Source organism: Deinococcus rubellus, assembly GCF_025244745.1.
Classification (GTDB): domain Bacteria; phylum Deinococcota; class Deinococci; order Deinococcales; family Deinococcaceae; genus Deinococcus; species Deinococcus rubellus.
The window spans coordinates 2,588,336-2,604,107 of the sequence record NZ_CP104213.1 but is presented as its reverse complement, the minus strand read 5'-3'; the positions used below and the strand labels follow the sequence as shown (position 1 = coordinate 2,604,107).

At 64.9% G+C, this 15,772-nt stretch carries 17 protein-coding genes; 4 read left to right on the top strand and 13 right to left on the bottom strand.

Annotation, left to right across the window (positions count from 1 at the left end):
* Positions 1-228 precede the first annotated feature (228 nt).
* The 5 genes from rplA to rpmG all read right to left on the bottom strand — a co-directional run bounded on the left by rplA (position 229) and on the right by rpmG (position 2,479).
* Positions 229-927 (bottom strand): 50S ribosomal protein L1, encoded by a 699-nt coding sequence (gene rplA, locus N0D28_RS13380; protein ID WP_260559991.1) that lies wholly within the window; start codon positions 925-927, stop codon positions 229-231.
* A complete protein-coding gene (rplK, locus tag N0D28_RS13375) occupies positions 920-1,354 on the bottom strand; it encodes a 50S ribosomal protein L11 (protein ID WP_260559990.1) in 435 nt (144 codons plus the stop codon). The genes rplA and rplK overlap by 8 nt, the downstream gene beginning before the upstream one ends.
* 119 nt (positions 1,355-1,473) lie before the next feature.
* Positions 1,474-2,046 carry a transcription termination/antitermination protein NusG gene (nusG, locus tag N0D28_RS13370; RefSeq protein WP_260559989.1) on the bottom strand — a complete coding sequence of 191 codons (573 nt, stop codon included), beginning with the start codon at positions 2,044-2,046 and terminating at the stop codon, positions 1,474-1,476.
* The gene (gene secE, locus N0D28_RS13365; protein ID WP_260559988.1) at positions 2,043-2,222 is read right to left on the bottom strand and encodes a preprotein translocase subunit SecE; all 180 of its coding nucleotides are present in this window, start codon (positions 2,220-2,222) and stop codon (positions 2,043-2,045) included. The genes nusG and secE overlap by 4 nt, the downstream gene beginning before the upstream one ends.
* Before the next feature lie 89 nt (positions 2,223-2,311).
* The gene (gene rpmG / locus N0D28_RS13360) at positions 2,312-2,479 is read right to left on the bottom strand and encodes a 50S ribosomal protein L33 (RefSeq protein ID WP_109826019.1); all 168 of its coding nucleotides are present in this window, start codon (positions 2,477-2,479) and stop codon (positions 2,312-2,314) included.
* Between the two features lie 298 nt (positions 2,480-2,777).
* On the opposite strand from rpmG, the gene N0D28_RS13355 reads away from it, so the two are divergent.
* On the top strand, positions 2,778-3,875 hold the full coding sequence (locus N0D28_RS13355) for a DNA glycosylase AlkZ-like family protein (RefSeq protein ID WP_260559987.1): 1,098 nt from the start codon (positions 2,778-2,780) through the stop codon (positions 3,873-3,875).
* An 11-nt stretch (positions 3,876-3,886) separates the two neighbouring features.
* Complete coding sequence (locus N0D28_RS13350) at positions 3,887-5,035, top strand: S41 family peptidase (RefSeq protein WP_260559986.1); 1,149 nt, start codon at positions 3,887-3,889, stop codon at positions 5,033-5,035.
* Between the two features lie 115 nt (positions 5,036-5,150).
* Here the strand turns inward: N0D28_RS13350 and N0D28_RS13345 are convergent, their stop codons facing one another.
* Entirely contained in the window at positions 5,151-5,963 is an 813-nt protein-coding gene (locus N0D28_RS13345) for a GNAT family N-acetyltransferase (RefSeq protein WP_260559985.1), read from the bottom strand.
* Between the two features lie 147 nt (positions 5,964-6,110).
* Between N0D28_RS13345 and N0D28_RS13340 the strand changes: the two genes are divergently transcribed.
* Entirely contained in the window at positions 6,111-6,431 is a 321-nt protein-coding gene (locus tag N0D28_RS13340; protein ID WP_260559984.1) for a hypothetical protein, read from the top strand.
* Here the strand turns inward: N0D28_RS13340 and fni are convergent.
* The 3 genes from fni to N0D28_RS13325 all read right to left on the bottom strand — a co-directional run bounded on the left by fni (position 6,364) and on the right by N0D28_RS13325 (position 9,802).
* Positions 6,364-7,401 carry a type 2 isopentenyl-diphosphate Delta-isomerase gene (fni, locus tag N0D28_RS13335; RefSeq protein ID WP_260559983.1) on the bottom strand — a complete coding sequence of 346 codons (1,038 nt, stop codon included), beginning with the start codon at positions 7,399-7,401 and terminating at the stop codon, positions 6,364-6,366. The genes N0D28_RS13340 and fni overlap by 68 nt on opposite strands.
* A 33-nt stretch (positions 7,402-7,434) precedes the next feature.
* The gene (locus tag N0D28_RS13330; protein WP_260559982.1) at positions 7,435-7,608 is read right to left on the bottom strand and encodes a hypothetical protein; all 174 of its coding nucleotides are present in this window, start codon (positions 7,606-7,608) and stop codon (positions 7,435-7,437) included.
* Between the two features lie 67 nt (positions 7,609-7,675).
* Positions 7,676-9,802 (bottom strand): amylosucrase, encoded by a 2,127-nt coding sequence (locus tag N0D28_RS13325; protein WP_260559981.1) that lies wholly within the window; start codon positions 9,800-9,802, stop codon positions 7,676-7,678.
* 197 nt (positions 9,803-9,999) lie between these two features.
* Here N0D28_RS13325 and N0D28_RS13320 point away from each other — a divergent pair, with 197 nt between their 5' ends.
* Positions 10,000-12,801, top strand: coding sequence for a M16 family metallopeptidase (locus N0D28_RS13320; protein ID WP_260559980.1), 2,802 nt, complete (start codon positions 10,000-10,002; stop codon positions 12,799-12,801).
* A gap of 58 nt (positions 12,802-12,859) precedes the next feature.
* Here N0D28_RS13320 and N0D28_RS13315 read toward each other — a convergent pair whose 3' ends face one another.
* The 4 genes from N0D28_RS13315 to N0D28_RS13300 form a co-directional block, all read right to left on the bottom strand.
* Complete coding sequence (locus N0D28_RS13315) at positions 12,860-13,447, bottom strand: SCO family protein (protein WP_260559979.1); 588 nt, start codon at positions 13,445-13,447, stop codon at positions 12,860-12,862.
* 63 nt (positions 13,448-13,510) lie between these two features.
* A complete protein-coding gene (locus N0D28_RS13310; protein ID WP_260559978.1) occupies positions 13,511-13,948 on the bottom strand; it encodes a hypothetical protein in 438 nt (145 codons plus the stop codon).
* Positions 13,949-14,038: 90 nt separating this feature from the next.
* A complete protein-coding gene (locus tag N0D28_RS13305; protein ID WP_260559977.1) occupies positions 14,039-15,226 on the bottom strand; it encodes an MFS transporter in 1,188 nt (395 codons plus the stop codon).
* Between the two features lie 57 nt (positions 15,227-15,283).
* Positions 15,284-15,754 (bottom strand): Lrp/AsnC family transcriptional regulator, encoded by a 471-nt coding sequence (locus N0D28_RS13300; protein ID WP_161881687.1) that lies wholly within the window; start codon positions 15,752-15,754, stop codon positions 15,284-15,286.
* Between the last annotated feature and the right edge of the window lie 18 nt (positions 15,755-15,772).

Genomic DNA, 15,772 nt, shown 5'->3' with positions numbered 1-15,772 from the left:
TGAAACTTGAAGCGTCGAGTCCGGTGCGCGTGAGGCGCGTTCCGAACAGCTCGGCGGGTGGAGTTTAAACCTTATGGGGTTGTCAACCTTGGCAAAGGTACCCGCTGTCTACGGTGCCGCGAACGAAGGTGCCTGAATGCACCGGGGTGCTGAGATTAGGACGGGGAAGACGGAGTGAAGCGCTGGCCTTCCCCGGAAGAAAGCTGAATCTGGATGACTGTGTCTGTATTACTGCGTCTGGCCACTCAGCGTCAGGGGAATGCTCGGCCCCATGGTGCTGGTGAGGTAGGCAGTGCGCAGGTAGACGCCCTTGGCACTGGCGGGCTTGGCTCCCTCGAGGGCGCTCAGCAGGGCCTGATAGTTCTCGCTGAGGTTGCCGTTCTCGAAGCTCGCCTTGCCGATGGGGGCGTGCACCACACCGGTCTTGTCATTGCGGAACTCAATGCGCCCGGCCTTGAGGCTTTTCACCATGCCGACCACGTCGGGACCGACGGTGCCGCTCTTGGGGTTGGGCAGCAGGCCACGCGGCCCCAGCAGGCGGGCCAGCTTCTGACCGACCTGGGCCATCATGTCGGGGGTGGCGACCACAGCGTCGAAGTCCATGAAGCCGCCCAAGATACGCTCGATCAGGTCCTCGCTGCCCACCACATCGGCTCCGGCAGCTTCGGCAGCAGCCACGTTCTCGCCCTTGGCGATCACAGCCACGCGCACGCTGCGGCCCGTGCCGTGCGGTAGTGCCACCGTGCCGCGCACGTTCTGGTCACTCTTGCGAGGGTCGATGCCGAGGCGAAAGTGAACTTCCACCGTCTCGTCGAACTTGGCCGTGGCCAGTTCCTTGACCAGCGCGGCGGCCTCGTCCATGCTGTAGAGCTTGTTGCGGTCCACTTTGCTGATGAGCGCGTTGTAGCGCTTGCCGTGCTTAGGCATTGGGGCCTCCCTCGATGGTGACGCCCATGCTGCGCGCGGTGCCCGCGACGGTGTTGGCGGCGGCTTCCACGCTGCCCGCGTTGAGGTCGGGCATCTTGGTCTTGGCGATTTCCAGAACCTGATCCCAGTTGAGCTTGCCGACCTTGGTCTTGTTGGGCGTGGGGCTGCCTTTTTGCAGACCGGCGGCCTTGCGGATCAGGTAGCTCATCGGCGGGGTCTTGGTGATGAAGGTGAAGCTGCGGTCGGCGAAAATAGTGATCTCCACCGGGATGATGGCGTCACCCTTGTCGGCGGTCAGTGCGTTGAATTCCTTGGTGAACTGCATGATGTTCGCGCCGTACTGACCCAGCGCGGGGCCGACAGGGGGGGCCGGGGTGGCCTTGCCTGCCGGAAGCTGCAACTTCACGATGCCGGTAACTTTCTTCATGTTCTCTCCTTAGCTCCCCCGCACGGACCTGTCACTCATTGAGAAGCGGCCTGGGCGTGGTTGGGGTGCTGGCGCTAAGCGGCTCACCGTGCGAAAAACGCGGCAGCAACTTTTTAATTTTACTTACTGATCTGCGAGAAGTCCAGCTCGACTGGCGTTTCGCGCCCGAAGATGCTGACCAGCACTTTGACCTTGGCCTGGCTCAAATTGACCTCGCTGACCACGCCGCTGAAATCGGCGAACGGACCTGCCGTGACGCGCACCATGTCGCCTGCCTTGAAATCGGCCTTGACGCGCGGCGCGGCGGCCACCTCGGCTTGCTGGGTCACGCCCACCGAGACCAGCAGGCGCTCCACCTCGCCCTGCGAGAGCGGCACCGGGTACGTGGTGGTGCCGACGAAACCGGTCACGCCGGGGGTGTTGCGCACCGTTTCCCAGCTCTCGCCGAGTTCGCCGGGCGCGTCGTCGTCCTCGATATCCATCTGCACGAACACGTAGCCGGGAAACAGTAGGCGCTCGACGGTTTCTTTCTTGCCGCCGTCACGCAGTTCCACAGCCTTCTCGCTGGGCTGCAACACCTGGAAGATCTTGGTGCCCTGCATGCCGAGCTTGCGGGCGCGGTCCATCAGGGTCTTCTCGACCCGTTCTTCCTGGCCAATGTAGGTGTGAACGGCGTACCACTCGATACTCACGGCAACACCAGTCGCATCAGAGCGCCGAAGACCTTATCGAGAACGAAGATGATCAGGACCAGGCCGACCAAAAAGATCAGTACCGCCTGACTGCCCTCGAAGACCTGTTCCCGCGTCGGCCAGGTGACCCGTGAGAGCTCGCCCTGGGCGTCTTTGAAATACTGCACGATGTTCATGACCTCACCTCAAAGAAGGGCGAAAAAGAAAACACTGGGCTGCCGCTCCCGGCGCGGCTTGCGACCTGGCCGGAGAAGCGCGGCAGTCCTCAGACTTTTTTCTCCTTGAAGGGCACATGCTTCTTGGCCACCGGGTCGTACTTCTTGAGTTCCAGCTTGGCCTGGGTGTTGCGGCGGTTCTTGGTGGTGGTGTAGTAAAAGCCCGTGCCAGCGGTGCTTTCCATCTTGATGATCATGCGCGGTCCGTCTTTCGCCATGTGCCTTCTCCTTTTCGTCCGGGGACTGTGCGCCGCTCTTTCTTTTGGGGTAAAGCGGGAGCCAGTAGACCGAACTCCCAGCGGCTTCCAGCGTCGGGGCAGCCATCAACCCGTCACAGAGTGCGGCGGGAAAACGGCGGCGGTCCGGGTCACTGCGGCTCGCTGGTCAAGCCTGCCCTTACAGCAGACAGCGCTCACGAGTATACGGTGCAGTGGGGGCCGATGTCCAGCCGGGGAGGATAGGGCAGGTGGAGCGGATGTTCTGCTCGGGGCGAAAATCAACCGCTACACTCAGGGCATGACCGTGACGCCTGCCCAGCTCCGCGCCGCTGCTCTCGGTACGTTGAGCGCCCAGCCTGACATTCAGACGGCCCTCAGCGAGATGGGCTTCGTGCAGGCCGACCCGATACGTGCTCCCGCCCGTGCCCAGGACCTGACGCTGATGCAGCGGGTGGCGGGCTACCGAGCGGGTGACCTGGAGCGGCTTTACCCGGTGCTGGACGTGGAAGAGGATATGCTGCCCAATTACGGCTTCGTCCCCAGAAGCGTGCAGGCGGCGCTGCATCCGCGCGAGGTCGCGCCGCTGCATATCGAGGGGCACGCGCCGGGGCTGAGTGCCGAAGTGTTGGCGTTCGTGCAGGCCCACCCCGGCGGCGAGATTCATCCCCGTGAGGTGCAGCGGCACTTCGGTGCGGCGCGGGTGGGCAACGCCTGGGGCGGCCAGAGCAGCGCCAGCACGCGGGCACTGGACGGCCTGCACTACCAGGGCCGCCTGCGGGTGACGCGGCGGGTTGGTGGCGTGCGGCTCTATGGCCCCGCGACGCACCTGGACGACCTCCGCTCTGCGCCCCAGGCCGAGGCCGAACGCACCCGCGCCGTCGTTCGGCTGTTGGCCCGGCTCTACGGCCCGCTGCCCCAGGCCAGTCTCAGGTATCTGCTGTCACTGAGCGGCTACGGCCTGCCGCACCTCAAGGCGGAGTTGCGTGTGGCTCTCCAGGCGGCTCTGAAAGAAGAGCTGGTAAGCGCAACGGTGGACGGTGTGAAGTATGTCTGGGCTGAGGAAACACTGCTGGAAGACGCACCCACGCCCTCCGGCGTGCGAATCGTCGGGCCCTTCGATCCGCTGGTGTGGGATCGCCGCCGCTTCGCCCATCTGCACGGCTGGGCCTACAAATTTGAAGCCTACACGCCGCCCGCCAAGCGGGTAATGGGCTACTACGCCCTGCCGCTTTTCTGGAATGAGAAGGCGGTGGGCTGGGCCAATTTGAAAGTCGAGCAGGGTCAGCTGGTCAGCGACCTCGGCTGCATGCCGGGCGTGCGGCAGACGGCAGCGCTGCGAAAGGGGATAGCAGCTGAGTTGGAGCGCTACGGGAGGTTTCTACAGCTTGAAGGGTAGACCCACCGATCATGAATTTGCACGAAACGTCAACAGTCAAGAGGAAATACATGTCTAACAAGAGAACGCTGGTGACGTTCGGCGTGATGGCAGCATTGGTCATCAGTGCGGCCGCTTTTGCCCAGACGCCGTTATCTTTCGGCCTGAGTACCCTGAATCTTATAGAGTCCAGGGCGCTGATGTCGGGGAATGTAGATTGGGAGGCCCAGCGAATGGAGCTGATCCGAAACGCTGCGAAACTGAAAAGTGATCAAGACGTTTTGCCGTATCTAGGCGAAATGCTGCTCAGGCTGAACGATAACCACAGTTTTTATATTCTGGGCGATAGAAAGCTGAATCTCTATCAATTGGCAGTTTTATACAAATTAAAAGTAGACTCCTTGGGCGTGGTGACTGGTCTGGGTCAGAGATTTCCAACTGAACTGAAGATTGGGGATAGAATCCTAGAGTTCACTACAGATTCTGGCGTAAACCTGACTCTTCAAAGGACAGGTAAACCTCTCCAGATCACTCTCCCCAGTCTTTTGGACAGGAGCAGTGGGTTCTCTGTGGAAGATGAGAATGGAGTGGCCTACCTGAAAGTGCCAAATCAAATAGGGAACCAGACCCAGGAAGATTATTACGAATCTGGAATCTCGGCTCTTGAAGATCACGGTGAAGCCTGCGCCTGGGTTGTCGATTTGAGAGACAACAACGGTGGAAACCTTTATCAGCTCATTGCAGCACTCTCACCTCTGCTGCCAAACGGCAAACTTCTGGCTTTGGAGGAAAAGAAAGGCCAGCCGATAATGATCAGTATTGATGCTTCGGGCATTAATTTCGGTAAAGACAGGGTTATCGCATTACGGAGCCGAACCCAAGCGCCTAACGCTTCAACTATAGCGATGATTGTCAATAAAAATACGAAAAGCGCTGCCGAAATGATGGCAATGATTTTCAAGAAACTGCATTACCGGGTCTATGGAGAGCCGACCTTTGGGGCAGTAGGCTATCAGACGACCATCCCTCTGAGAAAAGACATCGCTTTGCAGCTGGTCACTGGCGGGGCGCTAGATGAAAGCGGAAAGTTACAGGAGGGGGCTGTCGTTCCCGACGAAGACGATGCTTCTCTTCAGAGCGTTCTGGTAAAGATGAAACAGAGGGGAAGCTGTCAAAAATAGTCGGGCTTTTTGGTGGAGAACCACGCCTGGGGGTGGATTATGGCGCAGCTGGAGCGCTGTTGGTCATTTCTGGTATTGGACGGTAATTCGCGCGGGTCAAGTCGGCGAAACCATCTCAATTTTCGGCCAATTTAAAATACATCTGCGTATCGGTATGACGCGACCCGCTCTTGGCAAAAATGCGGCGCATGGCCTGGTTGTCCGCCCCGGTGCCGCCCCCGTGATGAGCGAACTCCTGCGCTGCCAGACCCAGCAGGTGGGCGTGCAGGCGGGTGCCCAGCCCCTGTCCGCGTGCCTGGGGCTGCACACCGATCAAATCGATGCTGGCCCAGTCCGGGCGTCCGCTGGGACCAACCGCGCCCAGTGCGGCCATTGAGCCGCTGGCATCCGGCAGAGCGATCAGCGTCCAGTCTTCCTTGAAACTCCACTCTGCTCGGCCCAAACGCTCCAGCAAGGCGCGGATATCAGGGCGATCCGCGTCCACCGCCTGTGCCAGCGCATCGGGTGGGGCAGGGTGGGCGGACAGATCGGTGGCGTAGGTCATGTACTGACTGTCGAGCTGCCACCCGGCAACCTCCAGCGGGGCCGGTTCCAGCGGCGCGCAGGCGTTGGTCAGCAGGAGCTGTTGCTGCGGGGCGGCGCGCTCACGAAGGGCGCGGGCCAGGGTGGTCACCGCGTCTGGTGGCGTGTCCGCCCGGTAAGTCGGTATGAGGGGAATGCGGGGATGGTCGGGCAAAATGATGCTGCCCTCCACGCCCCGCTCGGATCTCAGGATCAATGTCTGAGCCAGCGCCAACTTTCCCCCGGCGAGCCGCTCTTCCAAGTCCCTGAGACCCGCCGCCGCTTTCACCCGGTCGGTCAGCAGTGCGAGCAGATCCGCCAGGGTTTCGGCGCTGGCGGGTTCAAGAGTGAAGGTCAGTGAATTCAAGGTGATGACCTCCAGAAATATTGTGCCGAGCAAGCGAACGTGGCAGCAGAGAACCAGTCGGCAGATTGAAGAGTTGTCAGGGGCGTCAGCACCTTTGACACGGTTTTAACACTTCTTCTTCTATGCTGCAGCGCAGGAGGTCAACCCTTGAACGCCGCTCTCTGGCCGTACTGGTCCTGGGTTTTGCCGATTCTGGGCGTCACGGCGCTGTACGCCAGCGGCTCCGGCAAACGCTGGGGCTGGCTGGTGGGGTTCGCCGGTCAACTGCTGTGGATCGTCTATGCTCTCCTCTCCCAGCAGTACGGATTCTTGCTGAGCGCCGCTGCCTTCGCCGCCATCTACGCCCGAAATTATCTTCATTGGCGTGGCGATGTCCCGGCCCGGCAGTTCCGGCCCCCGGTCAACGCTGCGCGGCGGCCACATCCGCAAAACCCCCCACGAACAAGGCCACGCGCAATTCGTGAATGAACTGCTCCAGCCACGCCTCCACCGCCTCGGCGCTTTCCAGGGCGGGGGCGAGCAGGGGCCGGGCCACTGCCACCGCCTGCGCGCCCAGCAGCAAGGCCTTGGCGGCGTCCAGCCCGGTGCGGATGCCCCCTGACGCGATCAGCGGCATCTGCGGCACGGCGGCGCGGACCTCGCGGAGTGCCTGGGCCGTCGGAAGGCCGATCTCGCATAGGTCGGGGCTGCGGACCTCGCCATACCGGACCAGCGCCTCCACCCGCGCCCAACTGGTGCCGCCCGCGCCTGCCACGTCGAGCGCTGCAAAACCTGCCGCCGCCACCGTGCGGGCCACCCCGGCGCTCAGGCCATGCCCGACTTCCTTGAGCAGCAGCGGGTAAGGCACACCCGGCACCACCTCGCCCAGCCGCGCCGCCAGCCCGGCCCAGTGGGTGTCGCCGCCGTGTTGCAGGGCTTCTTGCAGGGGATTGACATGGATTGCCAGGGCGTCCGCGCCGATCAACTCAATGGCCCGCGTGATCTCGGCGGCCCCGTAGCCCTTGAGAAGCTGCGCCGCGCCCAGGTTGCCGATCAAGAGAATGTCGGGGGCGTGTGGGCGCACCTGGAAGCTGCTCAGCGCGGAAGGGTCTTCCAGCATCACCCGCTGACTGCCCAGCATCAGGCCCAGGCCGAGCCGCTGGGCGGCCAGCGCCAGATTGCGGTTGATCCGGCCCGACTGCCGCGCTCCGCCGGTCATCGCCCCGATCAGGACCGGCGCGCTGAGGGCCTTGCCGAGAAACTGGGTGGAGAGGTCCACCGCGTCCAGATCGAGTTCTGGCAGGGCGCAGTAGGGCCAGCGGACCCCCTCCAGCCCGGTGGTCACTGTCTGATACTGGCTCTCGGGGCGCAGGCACGCCTCGATGTGGCGCAGCTTGCGGCCCTGGACCGTCTCGGCAGCGGATTCGGCGCTCGCGTGCGGCTGGGTGGGCAGGGGCATAGCGCCCACTCTAGCGGCTCGGCACTCCAGGGTTCAGCGCGGTTTGGAACCCTTGACCGCCCGCAGCAGGCGCTGCAAGGCGTCGGTCACGTTGAGGGCTTCCTGCCGGACAGTGGGGTCTTTGCTCAGCGAGCCGAGGCGCTCGGCGGCGTCTCGGGCCAGCTTCAGCGCGGCGGCGGTGGGGAGTTTGATGGATTTTCTGGTCATGCTGGACAGTCTGCGCCCGAATGAACTTTGAAAAAGCGGAGTGGGCCTTGATCTCAGCACGGCGATTTCAGCGCGGCTGCTCGATCAGCCAGTAGGCTCCGTAAGGTTCCAGAGCCACTTCCTCGTTGGTCAGATTCCACTCGTGGCCGCTGATGGCGTCGCGCGGGAAGTCGCCCACCACCTCGCGCAGCACCCAGGCGGGCAGCGGCTGAAACTCACCCGTGAAGTTGTAGACGCCCAGCATCTGGCCCAGGGGGTGTGACCGGCGCAGCAGCAGGGTGTGTTCGTTGGAGCTGCGGACGACCTGCGATTCGATGCTGGCATGCAGGTGCGGCAGTTGCTGGCGGGCGCGGATGAGCTGTTGCAGGGCGGCGTACATCTGTCCAGCGGGCGTGGCCGAATCGGCGCGCTCCTCAGCCTTGTCCCAGTCCATCGCCGGGCGGTGCAGCCAGCGGTTGTCGGAGGCGTGTTCCGGCACGTCCTGGTAGCTGTAATCGTTGGTCAGGGCCAGTTCGTCACCCATGTACAGCAGCGGCACGCCGCCGTAGCCCAGCGTCACGGCGTGCAGCAGCCGCAAACGCCTCAGGGCCAGGGACACGTCTTCCGGGGTTTGCGCCGCCTCCAGTCCGGCCAGGCTGGCCGCCGAGCCGCTGATTCGGCGGTCTCCGGTGCGCGGGTTGGCCTGGAAGACCTGCCCGCGCGCGAATGAGCCGGGCCACTCGCCGCTGTAGAAGTCGCTCAGAAAGGCCCGGTGGCCCCAGCCCACAGTGCCCGCCATGCCCGCGTCGTGGTCGCTGATGGCCCAGCCGATGTCGTCGTGGCAGCGTACGTACAGCCCCCAGGTGGTGTTGGTCGGCTTGGGCGCAAATGCCGAGAGGGCCTGCTCGAACAGCCGGGTGTTGCGGCTGGCCAGGCTGCTCCACAGCTGCACCATCAGCGAGTTGTGGTAGGCCATGTCCGACACTTTGCCGGAGTGGTCGCGCTTGCCCAGGTAGGCGATCAGGTCACCGGGCGAGACGATCGCCTCGGCCTTGAAGGCCACTGCCGGGGCCACGATGCGGGCGCAGGCGCGCAGGGCGCGGGTCAGGTCATGCACTTCCGGCTGGTTTTGCGAGTCGGTGCCCAGCCGCTTCCACAAGAAGGCGATGGCGTCGAGCCGGAAGATCTCCACACCCTGGTTGGCCAGGTACAGGATGATGTCCACGAACTCCAGAAACACGTCCGGGTTGGCCCAGTTTAGGTCCCACTGGTACGAGTTGAAGGTCGTCCAGACCCAGCTGGCGGCCTCCTCGTTCCAGGTGAAGTTGCCCGGCGCGAAATCCGGGAAGATCTCCGGTAGGCTGCGCTCGTAGGCGTCGGGCATCTGGCGGTCAGGAAACAGCAGGAAGTAGTCGCGGTATCTGGCTTCCCCGGCCCTGGCGCGCACCGCCCAGTCGTGTTCCCGGGCCACGTGGTTGATGACCAGATCGAGTTCCAGGCTGATGCCCCGCCCGCGCAGCTCGGCGGTCAGCGAGCGCAGATCGTCTATGCTGCCCAGGTCCTCACGCACAGCGCGGTAGTCGGCCACCGCGTAGCCGCCGTCGTTCTCCCTGGCGCGCGGCTTCAGGAGCGGCATCAGGTGCAGGTACTTGACGCCCAGTTCCTCCAGGTAGCCGAGCCGCTGCGACACGCCGCGCAGGGTACCCGCAAAGCGGTCGGTGTAGGCCACGTAACCGATCATCTCCGGCACTTGCAGCCAGTCGGGGCGCAGCAGCCGGGCCTCGTCGAGCCGCTTGAGGTCGGCAGGGCGCTCGGCCAGTGCCCGGCGCAGCAGCGCTTCCAGCCGGGGCCATAAGGCGTCCACCTGCTTGCCGTAAACCGCCCGCAGGCTGTTTTCCAGATCCTGACGGTAGCGCTCCAGCCGGATGTTGAAGGTGCTGAGATCGTGGCCGCTCAGCTCGGGGGCCGCAGGCGTGTCTGCTGTGGCCGCTGCTTCGGCGGCTTTCTTGCTGCGCGGTTTGCTGGTCGGCCTGGCTGCTCCGGTTCCCGCGTGCTCCAAGCTGGCCGCCGACTTGCGCGGGGCGCGGGGCTTTCTGACGGGCGCGGCGGACGAATCGGGCGCGGGCTGAGCAGAGGCAGATTGGTCGGGAATCGGCTGGTCGGCGGCGCTGCGGGGCGGGTTCTCCGGAGCATCTGGGGCAGGCGGCTTGGTCATGCCTTCAGCATAGCGGGGCAGCATGGGAACGGTTCCATCTGTGGTGTGCTTCGCTTTCTCACTCGGCGCAGCTGCGCCGTTTCTCATCCAGCTCCCTTTCTGGCGGGGCCGCCTGACGCTAGGCTGATCGGCAGTTCCCCGCTTTCCAATCACGCTACTGATCTTCCTGTTTCCCTGTTCACTTTTTCGGAGGCTTCATGAAACGATTTCTGAGCGCAACCCTGGCCCTGAATGCTGCCCTCGCCGCCTCGCCCGTGCTGGCTGCTGTGACCGGGGGAAGTGCTGCGCCCGTAACCAGCACGGCCAAGCCATCGCCGGTCCTGAGCGCCGCCAGCCCGAACGATTTCAGCCTCACCCGCGACGTCAAGCGCACGGTGCTGAGTAACGGCCTGACGGTGCTGACCAAGGAAGTGCACGGCGCGCCCGTCGTCAGCGTGCAGGTCTTTTACAAGATCGGTTCGCGCAACGAGGCCCCCGGCGTCAACGGCATCGCCCACCAGCTCGAGCACCTGATGTTCAAGGGCACCACCGACAGGCCAGTGCAGTTTGGCCGCCTCCTCGGGGCACTCGGAGCCGACTTCAACGCCTTCACCTACTACGACCAGACCGCCTACCATGAAACCGTGGAGCGCGAGAAGGCGGGCGCGGCCCTGCAACTCGAAGCGGACCGGATGGTGAACGCCAAAATTGACCCGGCGGCGTTGACCAGCGAGCGCAATGTCGTCTTGTCTGAAATCGAGGGTGACGAGAACGACCCCGCCTACCGTCTGGAGCGCGCCGTGCAGGCGGCGGCCTTTCCGGGGTCGCCCTACGGCCTGACGGTGGGCGGCACCCGCCAGGACATCGAGGGTTTCACGGCAGCCGAGGTGAGCGCCTATTACAAGAAGTACTACTCGCCCGAATACGCCACCCTGATCGTGGTGGGCGATTTCCAGACTGCCGACATGATGCAGCAGATTCAGGCGGCCTTCGGTAAGCTGGGCAAGCCCGGCACCCTGCCGGTGACGACCAGTGCGCCGCTGGTGCCGGGCGGCAGCGAGGCCACCCTCGGCAAGTCGCCGCCCAAGGCTCCCATCGTGCTCAAGGAAGCTGGGTCCACGCCGCTGCTCAACGCCGTGTACCCGCTCCCCGATGTCAGCAGCCCCGACGCTGCGGCCCTCAAGGTGCTCGACTACGTGCTGCTCTCCGGGCGCACCAGCAAGCTGTATCAGTCGATGTTCGAGTCCGGGCTGGCGGCAGATGGCGGCACACTGCCGTACCAGTTCGCGCGCGGCGGCTGGTATTCATTCAACTTCACCCCGACCCCGGATACTGGTCTGCCCAAGCTCGACGCCGCCCTGCTGGCGACCCTGGCCGACGTGCGGACCAATCTGGTGAGCGCCGAGGAGATCGCCCGCGCCAAAACCAGCATCAGTACCAGCACGCTGCTGGGCACCCGCTCGATTGACGCGCAGGCCACCAACCTGGGCATGGACGCCACCACTGCGGGCGATTACCAGTACACCGACAAGTTCCTGGCGGCCCTGCAGACCGTCACGCCTGCGGACGTGCGCCGGGTGGCCCAGAAATACCTTCCCGATAGCGCCCGCACGGTAGGCTACTTCGAGCCGACCAAGGCCGTGGCAGGCAGCGGCAATGCGCCCAGCGCGGGCGGGGCCACCCAGGAAGCCTTCAATGCCGGGCCACCCGTCGATCCTGCCGAGGTCGCCAAGTATCTGCCCGCGTACCAGCCCTCGGGCCAGGCCAAGATCACCTTGCCCGACAAGTTCACGCTGCCCAACGGCATGACCGTGATGCTGCTGAGAGACACCTCCACGCCCACCGTCAGCCTCAGCGCCAACGTCAAGGCCGGGCGCGAGTTCGACACCGACGCCGGGGCCGGGCTGGTCGATCTGGTGGCGGCCAACCTGCTCTCGGGCACCCAGACCCGCGACGAACTGACCCTGGCCAAGCTGCTCGACGACGTGGGCGCGCAGCTCGCTCCGGCGGCCAACCGCTTCGGGGTGCAGATCGGCGGGGCCAGCCGCGACAAGGACCTGCCGGTGCTGCTCACCGCACTCGCCGACATCCTGCAAAACGCCACCTTTCCGGCGGACCAGTTCAAGCGCTCGCAGGCCCGCGCCGTCCAGGGAGCCGTGCAGGCCAACGACGACCCCGGCAGCGTGGCCATCAAGGTGTTCCGCAAAACCCTTTATCCGGCGGGCAATCCCTGGCAGGTGTTCAGCAGCCCCGCCACCATCGGCGCGCTGACCCGCCAGGACGCCCTCGACTTCTACAAGACCCACTACCGCCCCGACGCCACTGTGTTGACCCTGGTGGGGAATTTCGACCCGGCCCAGGTGAGAACGCTGCTCAACCAGAAGTTCGGCGGCTGGAGCGCTTCTGGCCCCGCGCCGCAGGTGGTGTATCCGATGATTGGCAAGCCTGCCGGAGTCGTCAAGGCGTTCGGTGATCTGCCCGGCAAGACCCAGGCGGTGACCTACTTAGGCTACCAGAGCATCGCCCGCAGCGACCCGCGCTACTACGCCTCGCTGGTGCTCAACGACGTGCTGGGCGGCAGTACCCTGTCGAGCCGCCTGGGCACCGAGTTGCGTGACAAGGAGGGCCTGACCTACGGCGTGGGCAGCGGCTTTGCGGCGCTCAAGCAGCCGGGGGCCTTCTCCATCTCGCTCCAGACCAACCCCAAGGACACCGACAAGGCCATTCAGGGAGCGCTGAACATCCTCAAGGACGTGCGCGACAACGGTCTCACCGCCACCGAGGTCGCCACGTCGAAGAACGGGCTGCTGAGCAGCTACACGGTGGGCCTCGCCGACCCTGCCGCGCTGGCGGCCACCTTCACCAGCCTGGTGTCGGACGGGCTGCCGCTGAGCGAACTCACCGATTATCAGGCCAAGATCAACGCGGTGACGCCTGCCGCGGTGAACCAGGCCGCCAAGGAACTGCTTGACCCTGACAACATCGTGGAGGTGACGGCGGGGCCGGAGGGCGGCAAATAAACCTAGACGAGGAGCAGGCCACCCAGATTCGCGGGTGGCCTGCTCCTCGTTGGCCTGCTCAGTAGTTGTTCAGCAACTGGGGCAGATCAGCGCTCAGGGTGCCGTCGCCGAGCGAGTCGCCGTTGTAGACCCGCCGGAAGCGGCCCTGGCGGTCGAGCACCGCGATCTGGTCGCCGTGTAGAATGTTGCCGCTATCGGTGCGGGTGTTGAGGATAAAGAAGGTGCTGGCGGCAGTCTTGGCAATGGCAGGCGTGCCGGTCAGACCGCGAAACTGCGAATCGAAGTTGCTAAGGTAAGCGCGCAGCACCCTGGGCGTATCGTGCTGCGGATCAACGCTGACGAGCTGTACCTGCAGCTCGCTCTGCTGCTTGGCACTGAGCTGCTGGTAAATTTTGGAGAGGCGGCCCAGGGTCAACGGGCAGACGTCCGGGCAGCGGGTGAAGCCGAAGAACACCAGCCGCACCTGTTCGGCCGGGCCTCCCAGTACCGCCGGTTGTCCGTCGTCGCCAATCATCTTGAGGGCCGTCACGCGTGGGGCCGGGTCGAGTGCAGTGCCGCCCAGCGCCTCGGCGGTATTGCCGCGAAAAAAGAGCAGTCCGCCCAGTACGGCGGCGACGGACAGCAGGGCAGCAGTGAGCCACTTCATAGGGACTTAATCTAGTCCTGGACGGTGGGGATGGGTGTCCCTGCCCCCTCCTGTCCCCGGCGCTCAGTCTGCCGTCTCGGGGTAGCGGGTGATGACCAGGCCAATATTCAGCTTGCCCATCTGCCGCAGCAGTTCCGGTGGAAAGTAGCTGGTCTGGGTGTCGCTGCTGTACAGGCCCAGCGGACGGTCCTCAATACCGAAGTCGAGCAGGATGGCGTCCACGCCGGGGCAGTCGGCCAGCGCCGAGAGGGCTGCCTCGTGGCGTTTGAGAAACAGTTCGGCGTCGCTGGCCTGCTGGGCGGGCTGCCGGAAGGGAGCGGCGCTGGCCAGCGCGGCAAAGCCGGACTGCCCGTGTTTGAGTTCCTGGCCCGGTTCAGCGTCGCCGCGCCGGGAACTGAGCTTCTCGCCGCGCCGCCAGACTTTCATCGGCGAGAAACGGCTGCGACGCAAGAACGCGTCCACCTCGAACTCGGCCCCGACCGCCCTCAGCACGCACGACACGCCTGTCAGTCTAGGGCATGTGGCCACGCTCACGGCAAGATGAAACGGGTGTCCACCCAGCGAGCGCTGCCAGGGTTCGTGAACATCAGGTCAGACGGCCAGGCGCGGGCGGCGGCGCAGCAGGTTCACCAGCCACACCACCAGAAGCAGATCGAGCGCGGCGATGCCCGTCAATGCGAGTGGGGTCGCAGCGGGGCCGAAGGTGTCGCGCAGCGAGCCGATGACCGGTGAGAACAGCACCGGCCCCAGGAAGCCCCCAGCAAACACCAGGGTCGGGGCACTCTTGCCCGGCAGTTCGCGGCTCAGCCACACCAGGCTGGTGGCAAAGACCGGGGCCAGAAACAACCCGGTCAGGCTGTAGGCGGCGGGGGCGGCAGCGGGAATCGCTGCGCAGGCCAGACTGATGACGGCCAGCGCCAGCGCGCCGGTGACCAGTTGCGGCGGCGCGAACCGCAGCGTCAGCGGCGCGGTGATCATCCGCCCAGCGGTGAAGAAGACCCAGTAGAGCGAGGAGATCTGGCTGGCGGCGGCGGTGCTCAGGCCCAGGCTGTCTTGCAGCGCCGTGACTTCCCAGGCCCCCACCCCGCCCTCGACGGCGACGTACACCATGAACAGCAGGATAAAGACGCCCAGCAGAAGCTGAACGGGCCGGGCCGACTTGCGCAGCGGGGTTGGTGTGCTCCCAGTGGTTTCCAGGTGCGTGGTGGGGGCGGGGGAGCGGGGCAGTTTCAGCAGCGGCCACAGCAGCAGCCCGGCGAAGACCGCGCAGCCGAGCAGGGGTAATTGCACGTTGCCGCCTGCCCGGCCCACTGCCAGCGGAGCCAGCACCGCCCCGACGCCGAACCCGGCGCTGAGCAGATTCAGCATGGCCGCGCTGCGCTCACCGTAGCGGACCGACAGCCAGACGTTGATGGTGAGGTCGAGCATGCCGAATCCCAGGCCCAGCAGCCCAGAGGCCAGCAGCGCCAGCGGAAAGTCGGGCGCGAAGGCCAGCCCCAGACTGCCCAGCGCCGTGAGCATCAGCGCCAGCGCCGCCCGCCGCTCGGCCATGAGGCGCTCGGGCAGCAGGCCTGCCAGTACCACCCCCAGAAAGGCCCCCGCCGAGTTGGCGCTCAGCAGGAGTGACGCCCCAGTGGCTTGCAGGCCAAACTGCGCGCTGAGCCGGGGCAGTGCCGGGCCGAGAATCGGATAGATGATGCCCAGCAGCAGGAAAATGCCAAGGGCCACCGCCGCCAGGCTGCGGGGCGGCGCGGGAAAAGGGGCGGAAGTGGACTGCACCGACGCAGCATAGCCGCCGCGCAGGGGAAAGGTCGCCGCACGGGGAAGTGGGGCGGACTACTCCAGCGGCAGACTGGTCGTACTCTTTTCCTGCTTGACGATGATGGTGCTGTTGGTGTTGCGGACCCCTGGAATGGCCGCCAGCACATCGACCAGAAAGCGCTGGTAGGCGTCGAGGTCCGGCACGCAGACCTTCAGCAGAAAGTCGCTCTCGCCCAGGCACAGGTAGCATTCCAGCACTTCCGGGCGGCGGATCATGTGCTCGGCAAAGGTCTGGAAGCCGGGCTTGGTCTGCTTGTCGAGGCTCACGTTGACGAACACGGTCAAATCGCGCCCCACCTTCTTGGGATCGAGCAGGGCCACGTAGCGCCGGATGACGCCCTCTTCCTCCAGCCGCCGCACCCGCCGCAGGGTCGGAGCCGGGGTCAGCCCCACCTCGTCGGCCAGTTCGGTGTTGGGAATGCGCCCGTCGCGCTGCAAGATGCCCAGAATTCGGCGGTCAATGGCGTCCAGCTCGGGTTGAGACATTTTCAGAGTCTAGAGCCT

Bases quoted from the DNA above. Each gene is read 5' to 3' on its own strand.
- rplA (WP_260559991.1), bottom strand. From the start codon at position 927: ATGCCTAAGCACGGCAAGCGCTACAACGCGCTCATCAGCAAAGTGGAC.
- rplK (WP_260559990.1), bottom strand. From the start codon at position 1,354: ATGAAGAAAGTTACCGGCATCGTGAAGTTGCAGCTTCCGGCAGGCAAG.
- secE (WP_260559988.1), bottom strand. From the start codon at position 2,222: ATGAACATCGTGCAGTATTTCAAAGACGCCCAGGGCGAGCTCTCACGG.
- rpmG (WP_109826019.1), bottom strand. From the start codon at position 2,479: ATGGCGAAAGACGGACCGCGCATGATCATCAAGATGGAAAGCACCGCT.
- N0D28_RS13355 (WP_260559987.1), top strand. From the start codon at position 2,778: ATGACCGTGACGCCTGCCCAGCTCCGCGCCGCTGCTCTCGGTACGTTG.
- N0D28_RS13350 (WP_260559986.1), top strand. From the start codon at position 3,887: ATGAATTTGCACGAAACGTCAACAGTCAAGAGGAAATACATGTCTAAC.
- fni (WP_260559983.1), bottom strand. From the start codon at position 7,401: ATGCCCCTGCCCACCCAGCCGCACGCGAGCGCCGAATCCGCTGCCGAG.
- N0D28_RS13330 (WP_260559982.1), bottom strand. From the start codon at position 7,608: ATGACCAGAAAATCCATCAAACTCCCCACCGCCGCCGCGCTGAAGCTG.
- N0D28_RS13325 (WP_260559981.1), bottom strand. From the start codon at position 9,802: ATGACCAAGCCGCCTGCCCCAGATGCTCCGGAGAACCCGCCCCGCAGC.
- N0D28_RS13320 (WP_260559980.1), top strand. From the start codon at position 10,000: ATGAAACGATTTCTGAGCGCAACCCTGGCCCTGAATGCTGCCCTCGCC.
- N0D28_RS13315 (WP_260559979.1), bottom strand. From the start codon at position 13,447: ATGAAGTGGCTCACTGCTGCCCTGCTGTCCGTCGCCGCCGTACTGGGC.
- N0D28_RS13300 (WP_161881687.1), bottom strand. From the start codon at position 15,754: ATGTCTCAACCCGAGCTGGACGCCATTGACCGCCGAATTCTGGGCATC.